The organism is Oscillibacter sp. CU971 (assembly GCF_905219725.1).
Lineage (GTDB): Bacteria > Bacillota > Clostridia > Oscillospirales > Oscillospiraceae > Oscillibacter.
Window position 1 is genome coordinate 1 of record NZ_CAJMXG010000136.1, and the last position, 7,952, is coordinate 7,952.

The 7,952-nt window shown below is 58.7% G+C and carries 9 protein-coding genes and 1 pseudogene; all 10 read left to right on the forward strand.

Annotation, left to right across the window (positions count from 1 at the left end; translation table 11 throughout):
- Positions 1 to 64 precede the first annotated feature (64 nt).
- The 10 genes and pseudogenes from JX325_RS10080 to JX325_RS10125 all read left to right on the forward strand — a co-directional run bounded on the left by JX325_RS10080 (position 65) and on the right by JX325_RS10125 (position 7,810).
- Complete coding sequence (locus JX325_RS10080) at positions 65 to 487, forward strand: PTS sugar transporter subunit IIA (RefSeq protein ID WP_204791017.1); 423 nt, start codon at positions 65 to 67, stop codon at positions 485 to 487.
- Entirely contained in the window at positions 484 to 948 is a 465-nt protein-coding gene (locus JX325_RS10085; RefSeq protein ID WP_204791018.1) for a PTS sugar transporter subunit IIB, read from the forward strand. The genes JX325_RS10080 and JX325_RS10085 overlap by 4 nt, the downstream gene beginning before the upstream one ends.
- A 37-nt stretch (positions 949 to 985) precedes the next feature.
- The gene (locus JX325_RS10090; protein ID WP_204791019.1) at positions 986 to 1,786 is read left to right on the forward strand and encodes a PTS sugar transporter subunit IIC; all 801 of its coding nucleotides are present in this window, start codon (positions 986 to 988) and stop codon (positions 1,784 to 1,786) included.
- Positions 1,787 to 1,800: 14 nt separating this feature from the next.
- Positions 1,801 to 2,625 carry a PTS system mannose/fructose/sorbose family transporter subunit IID gene (locus JX325_RS10095; protein WP_204791020.1) on the forward strand — a complete coding sequence of 275 codons (825 nt, stop codon included), beginning with the start codon at positions 1,801 to 1,803 and terminating at the stop codon, positions 2,623 to 2,625.
- Positions 2,626 to 2,691: 66 nt separating this feature from the next.
- Positions 2,692 to 3,675, forward strand: coding sequence for an SIS domain-containing protein (locus JX325_RS10100; protein WP_204791021.1), 984 nt, complete (start codon positions 2,692 to 2,694; stop codon positions 3,673 to 3,675).
- Between the two features lie 76 nt (positions 3,676 to 3,751).
- Positions 3,752 to 4,375: an HAD family phosphatase gene (locus JX325_RS10105; protein ID WP_204791022.1), complete on the forward strand. Its 624-nt coding sequence runs from the start codon at positions 3,752 to 3,754 to the stop codon at positions 4,373 to 4,375.
- An 8-nt stretch (positions 4,376 to 4,383) separates the two neighbouring features.
- Positions 4,384 to 5,229 carry a YitT family protein gene (locus tag JX325_RS10110; RefSeq protein ID WP_204791023.1) on the forward strand — a complete coding sequence of 282 codons (846 nt, stop codon included), beginning with the start codon at positions 4,384 to 4,386 and terminating at the stop codon, positions 5,227 to 5,229.
- 29 nt (positions 5,230 to 5,258) lie between these two features.
- Positions 5,259 to 5,516: an HPr family phosphocarrier protein gene (locus JX325_RS10115; RefSeq protein ID WP_204791024.1), complete on the forward strand. Its 258-nt coding sequence runs from the start codon at positions 5,259 to 5,261 to the stop codon at positions 5,514 to 5,516.
- A gap of 145 nt (positions 5,517 to 5,661) precedes the next feature.
- Positions 5,662 to 6,024, forward strand: a pseudogene (locus JX325_RS18710) (DUF1016 N-terminal domain-containing protein); the annotation flags it as partial.
- 163 nt (positions 6,025 to 6,187) lie between these two features.
- Positions 6,188 to 7,810 (forward strand): AAA family ATPase, encoded by a 1,623-nt coding sequence (locus JX325_RS10125; RefSeq protein ID WP_204791025.1) that lies wholly within the window; start codon positions 6,188 to 6,190, stop codon positions 7,808 to 7,810.
- Positions 7,811 to 7,952 lie beyond the last annotated feature (142 nt).

A 7,952-nucleotide genomic window follows, 5' to 3' on the forward strand; every position in this document is an offset into this window, starting at 1 on the left:
CAAGAAACGTGTGTAACGTTTGTAATGATACCGCGTAAGGAACGAGAAAGGAAGGGTGATCCGAGTGAACCAAGTGATCCTGGCGTCCCACGGCGGGCTGGCCGCCGGAATGCGCGACACGGTGGAGCTGATTGTGGGAGAGGTCCCCAACGTCCACGTTCTCTCCACCACACGGGACGAAACGGAACCCATCGCCGTCCGGGCGAGGCGGCTGCTAGAGGGCTTCGACCCGGCAGACGCGGTCTACATCCTCACCGACGTCATGGGAGGAAGCGTCAACAACGACATGCTCACGCTGCTGCCGGAGTTCCCCCAGGCGACCCTGCTGTGCGGGACCAACGCCTGCCTTGCCCTGAATCTGGCCTCGGCGGAGGCCCCCCTCAGCGACGGGGAGATCGAGGAGTTCCTGGAGGAGGCCCGTGGCCAGATTGTGAACTGCAACAAACTGCTGCAACAGGCGGCGGAAAATGAGGAGGACGATTTATGATCAAACTGGTACGACTGGACTACCGGCTGCTCCACGGGCAGGTGGTGTTCGCTTGGACGGGCCACGTGAGCGCCCAGCGCATCATCGTGGTGGACGACGAAGCGGCAAACGACGACCTCAAGAAATCCGCCCTGACCCTCAGCAAGCCCACTGGGGTCAAGCTGAACATCTTCCCCCTGGAGAAGGCCCTGGCCAAGATGCCCAAGGTGGAAACCCTGAACGAGAACATCATGTTCATCTTCGGGAACGTGGCCACCCTCCGGGCTTTCTGCAAAGGCTATCCCAAGCTGAAGGAAATCAACTACGGGGCCACCGCCAACCGCCCCGGCACCAAGCAGTACGGCCAGTCCGTGTTCCTGACGGACGAGGAGATCGCCCAGACGAAAGAGCTGCTGGACGCGGGCGTCAAAATCTTCATGCAGCAGACGCCCAGCCATAAAGAAGAGGCCCTGAAGCTGTAATCCAGAGAAACGGAAATCAAGAAGGAGGAAATCCCCTATGCTTTTGACATCCCTGATCCTGGGGCTGGTGGGCGTGTTCTGTATTCTGGACTCCCGCCTGCTGGGCCGCCTGAACTTTGAGCGGCCCCTGATCTCCTGCACCATCGTGGGTCTGATTCTGGGCGACCTCCCCACGGGCCTGGCTGTGGGCGCGTCCATTGAGTTGATGAGCTTAGGACTGGTGGTCATCGGTGCGGCGGCGCCCCCGGATATGAACATGGCGGCCATCATCTGCTCCGCCTTCGCCATTCTCACCGATGCCAGCACGGAAACCGCCCTGGCCCTGGCCATCCCTATCGCCGTCCTGGGCCAGATGCTGGGCGTGCTGATGCGGACCATCCTCTCCAACCTCACTCACGCGGCGGACGCTGCCATCCTCCAGGGCAACTTCCGCCGGGCACGGAGCATGCACATCCTCTGGGGCACGGTGCTCTACTCCCTGATGTATTTCGTGCCCATCTTCCTGGCGGTGTACCTGGGCACCGACTTCGTGCAGAAGCTGGTGGAGGTCATTCCCGCCTGGCTCACCGACGGGCTGAACCTGGGCAGTAAGTTCCTCACCGCCTACGGCATCGCCCTGCTGCTGAGCAGTATGCTGAACAAGAGTCTGGTGGTCTTCTTCCTCCTGGGCTTCTTCCTGGTGGGCTACATCGGTTTGAACATCACGGCCATCGCCATTTTCGCCTGCATCATCGCCGTGGTGCTGACGGGGCTGAAGTTCCGGGGCGGCTCTCCCGCCTCCGCCAATGGCGCTCCTGTGGCCGACGACTATGACCCGCTGGAAGACGACGATCTGTAAAGGAGGATGACGCAATGAGCAGCGCGAAAATCAGCGACCGCAGAAGATACTGGCAGTTCCTCTGGCGCTCCTGGGCCATCCAGGACTCCTGGAACTACGAACGGCAGATGAACATGGGCTTCCTCTATGGCATCGCCCCCACCCTGGACCGTATCTACCCTGACGAGAAGGACCCCCAGCAGCTGGCCCATAAGAAGGAAGCCTACCAGCGGCACATGGCCTTCTACAACTGCACGCCCCAGACCAGCGCTTTCACCCTGGGCCTCGCCGCCTCCATGGAGGAGCAGTACGCCGCCGACCGGGAGAACTTCAACCCGGACACCATCAACGCCGTGAAAACCTCTCTCATGGGCCCCCTCTCCGGCGTGGGCGACAGCTTCTTCCAGGGCACCATCCGCATCATCGCCTTTGGCTTAGGCATCCAGCTGGCCCAGCAGGGCAGCATCCTGGGGCCCATCCTGGCCATGCTGATCTCCTTCGTTCCCTCCTTCGTGGTGACGTGGTTTGCCGGGAAGCTGGGCTATACCATGGGCAGCAAGTACCTTACCAAGCTCCAGGGCGGCATGATGGACCAGCTCATGTACGTCTGCGGCATCGTGGGCTTGATGGTCATAGGAGCCATGGTGGCCAGCATGGTGGGCATCACGACGCCGATTACCTTTGAGAGCGCGGGATTGGTTTTGCAGGACATTGTGGACTCCATTCTCCCCTGCGCCCTGGATCTGGCGGTGGTCATGGCCATGTACGCCATGATTAAAAAGCGCTTCAAAACAGGCTGGCTGCTGGCCATCTGCATCGTGGGCGGCATCGTCATTAACGCTTTGCACATCCTGGTTTGATCGGAAACCATTCATACATTCACCTTTCACCCAACCATTTTAAAACATATCAGGAGGAAAATTATTATGTATAACATCGACATGAGCATGGTCCACGACATCGTCTCCAAGATCACCGCTTCCCGCACCGTTGAAAATGTGGCCTTCGTGGGCTGCGGCGCTTCCAAGAGCGAGCTGTACCCCGGCAAGTATTTCCTGACCAGCGCCGCCAAGAAGCTCCGCTCCTATCATTACACCGCCGCCGAGTTCAACAACGACACCCCCGACTGGCTGGGAGAGAACACCGTGGTCATCACCGCCTCCCTGGGCGGCAATACCCCGGAGACCGTCCAGGCCAACTCCGTGGCCAAGGCCGCCGGAGCCGCCGTCATCGCCGTGACCCACGCCGCCGGCTCCCCCCTGACCAAGGAGGCCGACTTCTCCATCGTCCACGGCTTCGAGGCCAACTACGCCGCCAAGCTGGAGAAGATGGGCTACGTCATGGCCCTGGCCCTGGAGCTCCTCCAGCAGACCGAGGGCTATGACAAGTACGAGCAGATGCTCTCTGGCTTCGACAAGATTTTCGAGCTGGCCGAGAACAGCGCCCAGTCCGCCCGCAAGGCCGCCAAGGAATTCGCCGCCAAGTACGCCGACGCCCCGGTGGTGTATGTCATGTCCTCCGGCGCTTCCGCCGAGGTGGCCTACTCCACCTCCATCTGCCTGATGATGGAGATGCAGTGGATCAACTCCGGCTCCTTCCACTCCGGCGAGTTCTTCCACGGCCCCTTCGAGATCGTGGACAAGGATGTGCCCTTCATCCTGCTGATGAACGACGGCAAGACCCGCCCCGTGGACGCCCGGGCCCTGACCTTCCTCCAGCGCTTCGACGCCCTGACCACCGTGGTGGATGCCAAGGACTATAACCTCGCCTCCGCCGCCTCCAGCGATGTGGCGACCTACTTCAACCCCCTGCTCCACACTGCCGTGTTCCGGGTCTTCGCCGAGGAGCTGAGCTTCATCCGCCAACATCCCCTGAGCAAGCGCCGCTACATGTGGAAGATCGAATATTGATTCGGAGTACAAAATACACTTGCCGGGAGGGCGGGCGGACAGCCCGTCCTCCCCTTGCTTTTAGGAGGCGATCGTCATGGTAAAAGGCGTGATTTTCGACATGGACGGCGTGCTGATTGACAGCGAGTGGTACTACCAGAAGCGGCGGGCGGAGTTCTTCCAGCGGATGGATTTCCCCTGCCCCAGCAACAGCTTCGTGGGCTCCAACGAGCGGGCCATCTGGGAGGCCCTGGTCCCCGACGACCCGGAGTTCCGGCAGGAGATGCTCATGGGCTACCGGGCCTACCGGCATCTGCATCCGGTGCCCTACGAAGAGCTGCTGAACCCCCAGGTTCCCAGCCTCTTCCGGGCCCTGAAGGACAGGGGGCTGAAAATTGGAATCGCCTCCTCTTCCTATCTGGGGGCGGTGAAGGAAGTGGTCCGTCTGGCTGGGGCGGAGGAGCTGGTAGACTTCTGCATCAGCGGGGAGCAGTGCGCTGCCCACAAACCGGACCCGGAAATCTACCTGCGGGCCATGGAGGCCCTGGGACTGACAGCGGAGACCGCCCTGGCTGTGGAGGACTCCCCCACCGGCATCACCGCTGCCAAACGGGCGGGGATTCGGGTCTGCGCCCTAAAGCCCCGGCCGGAGCTGACCCTGGACCAAAGCGCCGCCGACGCCGTGCTGGGCCGGCTGGACGGCGTGCTGGAATTTTTGTGAGGGCGGCTATGGTCAAAGGATTGCGGCGTTACGGCCTTTTGACCCTGGCGGTGTTTGTCATCGCTGTGGGAGACTATTTTTTCCTGTTTCCAAACCAGTTCTGTTTCGGCGGCGTGGCGGGACTCTCCACCATTGTGGCCCGCGTCACGCCTCTCACGGCCAGCGAGTTCGCCTCGGCGGCCAATCTGATTTTACTGCTGGCGGCGTTTGTGTTCGTGGGACGGGAATTTGCCATGACCACCGCCTTTGCCAGCGTCCTGCTCTCGGCGCTGTTGATGGTCTTTGAGGGGCTGGTTCCCCTGGCAGGTCCTCTGACCGACCAGCCCATGCTGGAGTTTATCCTGGCGGTGTCCCTGCCCTCGGCGGGCAGCGCTCTGCTGTTCCACCTAGGGGCCTCCAGCGGGGGCACGGATATCCCGGCGATGATCCTGAAAAAGTACGCCCATTTGCAGAACATCGGCGTGGCCCTGTTCTGGATCGACCTCGTGATGGTGGGCATAGCGGCGCTTGTCTTTGATTTGCGGACGATCTTGTATTCCGCCGTGGGCCTGGCGGTGAAAACCTTCCTGATTGACGACATCATTGGGAGCATCACCATGTGTAAGTCGGTCATGGTGGTCTGCGGGGATGCCGGGCCGGTGTGCGATTATATCACGCGCGCTCTCGGGCGGAGCGCCACCGTCAGCTCTGCCAAGGGCGCTTATACCGGGGCGGAGCAGTCCATTGTCTTCACCACTCTGACCCGGCGGCAGGCCAAGCAGCTCAGGCTATACATTCGGCAGAACGCCCTTCCGGCCTTTATCACCATGTCCAGCACCGTCGACGTGTTTGGCCGGGGCTTTGCCAGCGTTTAACCGATGAAAACAGAAAAGGAGATTTTCAAATGAAACAGTTCACCTATACCGTCACCGATCCCATAGGCATTCACGCCCGCCCCGCCGGGCTGCTGGCGAAGTTCGCCAAAACCTTGGACAGCACCGTCACCATCTCCAGAGGTGAAAAGTCCGCCGTCGCCACCAAGTTGATGGCTGTCATGGGCCTGGGTGTCAAGACCGGGGAAATGGTTACCATAACGATTGAAGGCGGCGATGAAGAAGCCAACACTGCCGCTATGGATCGGTTCTGCAAGGAGAATATGTAAGATTTTGTGCGGCAGCTAAGCGGGCCGCAATAGAGGGACTGTTCATCCGGACAGTCCCTTTTTCAATGACCTATGACCTAAAGAGAGCGGAACGAAGGAAGGAGGAAGCCTTATGAATGTCAGGAAACCCATAGATTACAGTGCCATGTTCAACAATTTGGACGCACTCATAGCGGAGACGCCGCCGCAGGTTGAGTTATGTTATGGGATCGGCAAAATCGTCAATACTAGATCTGAGAAAGGAGCTGCCGTTGCGGCTGCTGAATATTTGAACAGAGCGTATCCTGATATTTCCGGCTTCTCCCCCAGGAATCTTCGTCGGATGCGGGAGTTTTACCGGGCGTATGAAACAAACCCGGAAGTTATGGCCCAAGCCATGACAATCGGATGGACGCAGAATATCGTCATTCTGGAAAACTGCGCAGCCAACAAAGAACGTGCCTGGTATATCGCCGCTGTCTGCTTATTCCATTGGTCCAAGGCGGTGCTTCTGGAGAAAATCGCTGACAGGACATACGAGACAGAAACCGCAGAGAATGAACAGCCTCATAATATAAATGCTTCAACGCCAGAAAAAGCAAAACAGGCGAATTTCTCTCGACTTGCGAACCTGGATGTGGTACACTGGACAAAGCAGGAATCCCAAGACCAGCAGGAGAGAGGTGTAGCGAATGTCAGCGTTCAAAACCAATGTTGTCACCGGCTCCGCTCTGTTGGCCCTGTCCGAGAATGTCCGGGGCTGGCAGAAACGGGACTGCTATCGTCAGTTGAACGCCTACCTGTACAACGCCGAGTGCGACCGGGTCTGCCTTCTCTTTGGCCTCCGGCGAACCGGGAAAACCACTCTGCTCCGCCAGGCTGTGTTGGATATGACACCAGAGGACGCGGCGAGAACGGCCTATATCAAGGCCACGAAGCAGGATACCATCGCGAATCTGAATCGGGACATGGAACAGCTCCGCTCCCTGGGTTTCCGCTATGTACTTCTGGACGAAGTCACGCTGATGCGGGACTTCATCGACTCCGCCGCCCTCCTGTCCGATATCTACGCCGCCCAGGGAATGAAAATTGTTCTATCCGGCACGGACTCCCTGGGGTTCTGGTTTGCTCTCCACCAGGAACTCTACGACCGGGCGAAGATGATCCACACCACTTTCATCCCCTATCGGGAGCACAGCCGCCTCCTGGGGATCGACCAGATCGACGAATACATCCGCTATGGCGGCACCCTCCGGGCCGGGGAATTGGCCTTTGATGATGCCGAGGTAAATGCCGAGGACGCCTCCTTCCGAGATGACGAGTCCACCCGGCGGTATATCGACACCGCCATCTGCAAGAACATCCAGCATTCGCTGGCTTGCTGCGAGGACGGCGGGCACTTCCGGCACCTGCGTCCGCTCTATGAGACTGGGGAACTGACGGGGGCCATCAACCGGATCATTGAGGATATGAACCACACCTTCTTGGTGTCGGTGCTGACCCGTGACTTCCTGTCTCATGATTTGGGGTTGGCGGCAAGGAACCTTCGGAAAGAGCGTAACCCGGAAAAGCGGACCACCGCTCTGGATGAAATCGATACGGAAACTGTTACCCAACGGCTTATGGATATCCTGGAGATCCGCAATCGGCAGGAACAGACAGTACCTATTACGAAAGCCCATGCTGTGGAAATCAAGGAATACCTCACTGCTCTGGATTTGATCGTGGACTGCCCCATCGAAACGACGGAGCCTGCCAGCGAACCTGTAGAACACATTCTCTTTACTCAGCCTGGAATGCGATACTGCCAGGCCCAGGCGCTTGTCCATGCTCTGATGAAGGACGAGCTGTTTCTCTGCCTGAGCGAAAGGGAGCGGGAGGCTATCACCGACCGAATCTTGGAAGAGGTCCGAGGACGGATGATGGAGGACATCATCCTGCTGGAAACTTCCAAGGCTCTGGGCAGCCGGTACAAGGTCTGCAAGCTCCAGTTCGCCAGCGGGGAGTTTGATATGCTGGTCTATGACCGGGAGGAAAACTGCTGCGCGGCATTTGAGATCAAGCACAGCCGTCAGGCTGTAGCTGAACAGTCCCGGCATCTGCTGGACGTGGGGAAATGCGCGCTCACGGAACGGCGCTTCGGGAAGCTGGTAGGAAAGTATGTTCTCTATCTCGGCGAGAACAAGAGTATTGAAGGCAGCGTGTCCTATCGCAATGCGGGGGAATTTCTGAAAGAACTCCCAGCCTTTCAACTGCGATTGGAAATGAGGGGCCATGAAAGTGCAGAACAGACTCAAACACACATGACTATGTAAGAGGCTGTAGCAAACTTGTTCTAAAGTCAACTGTCAAGAAATACTTGACGGTTCAACCAAAGAGTCCCCGGACCTTCATGTTAAGAAGCTGTACCAATAGGCTAAAACCGCTTGAGTAAAGTGCTGAAAGCAGCANTGGTGC

What these genes read in the sequence shown, in the direction of transcription:
- JX325_RS10085 (WP_204791018.1), top strand. Translation starts at nt 484, where the DNA reads ATGATCAAACTGGTACGACTGGACTACCGGCTGCTCCACGGGCAGGTG.
- JX325_RS10090 (WP_204791019.1), top strand. Translation starts at nt 986, where the DNA reads ATGCTTTTGACATCCCTGATCCTGGGGCTGGTGGGCGTGTTCTGTATT.
- JX325_RS10095 (WP_204791020.1), top strand. Translation starts at nt 1,801, where the DNA reads ATGAGCAGCGCGAAAATCAGCGACCGCAGAAGATACTGGCAGTTCCTC.
- JX325_RS10100 (WP_204791021.1), top strand. Translation starts at nt 2,692, where the DNA reads ATGTATAACATCGACATGAGCATGGTCCACGACATCGTCTCCAAGATC.
- JX325_RS10105 (WP_204791022.1), top strand. Translation starts at nt 3,752, where the DNA reads ATGGTAAAAGGCGTGATTTTCGACATGGACGGCGTGCTGATTGACAGC.
- JX325_RS10110 (WP_204791023.1), top strand. Translation starts at nt 4,384, where the DNA reads ATGGTCAAAGGATTGCGGCGTTACGGCCTTTTGACCCTGGCGGTGTTT.
- JX325_RS10115 (WP_204791024.1), top strand. Translation starts at nt 5,259, where the DNA reads ATGAAACAGTTCACCTATACCGTCACCGATCCCATAGGCATTCACGCC.
- JX325_RS10125 (WP_204791025.1), top strand. Translation starts at nt 6,188, where the DNA reads ATGTCAGCGTTCAAAACCAATGTTGTCACCGGCTCCGCTCTGTTGGCC.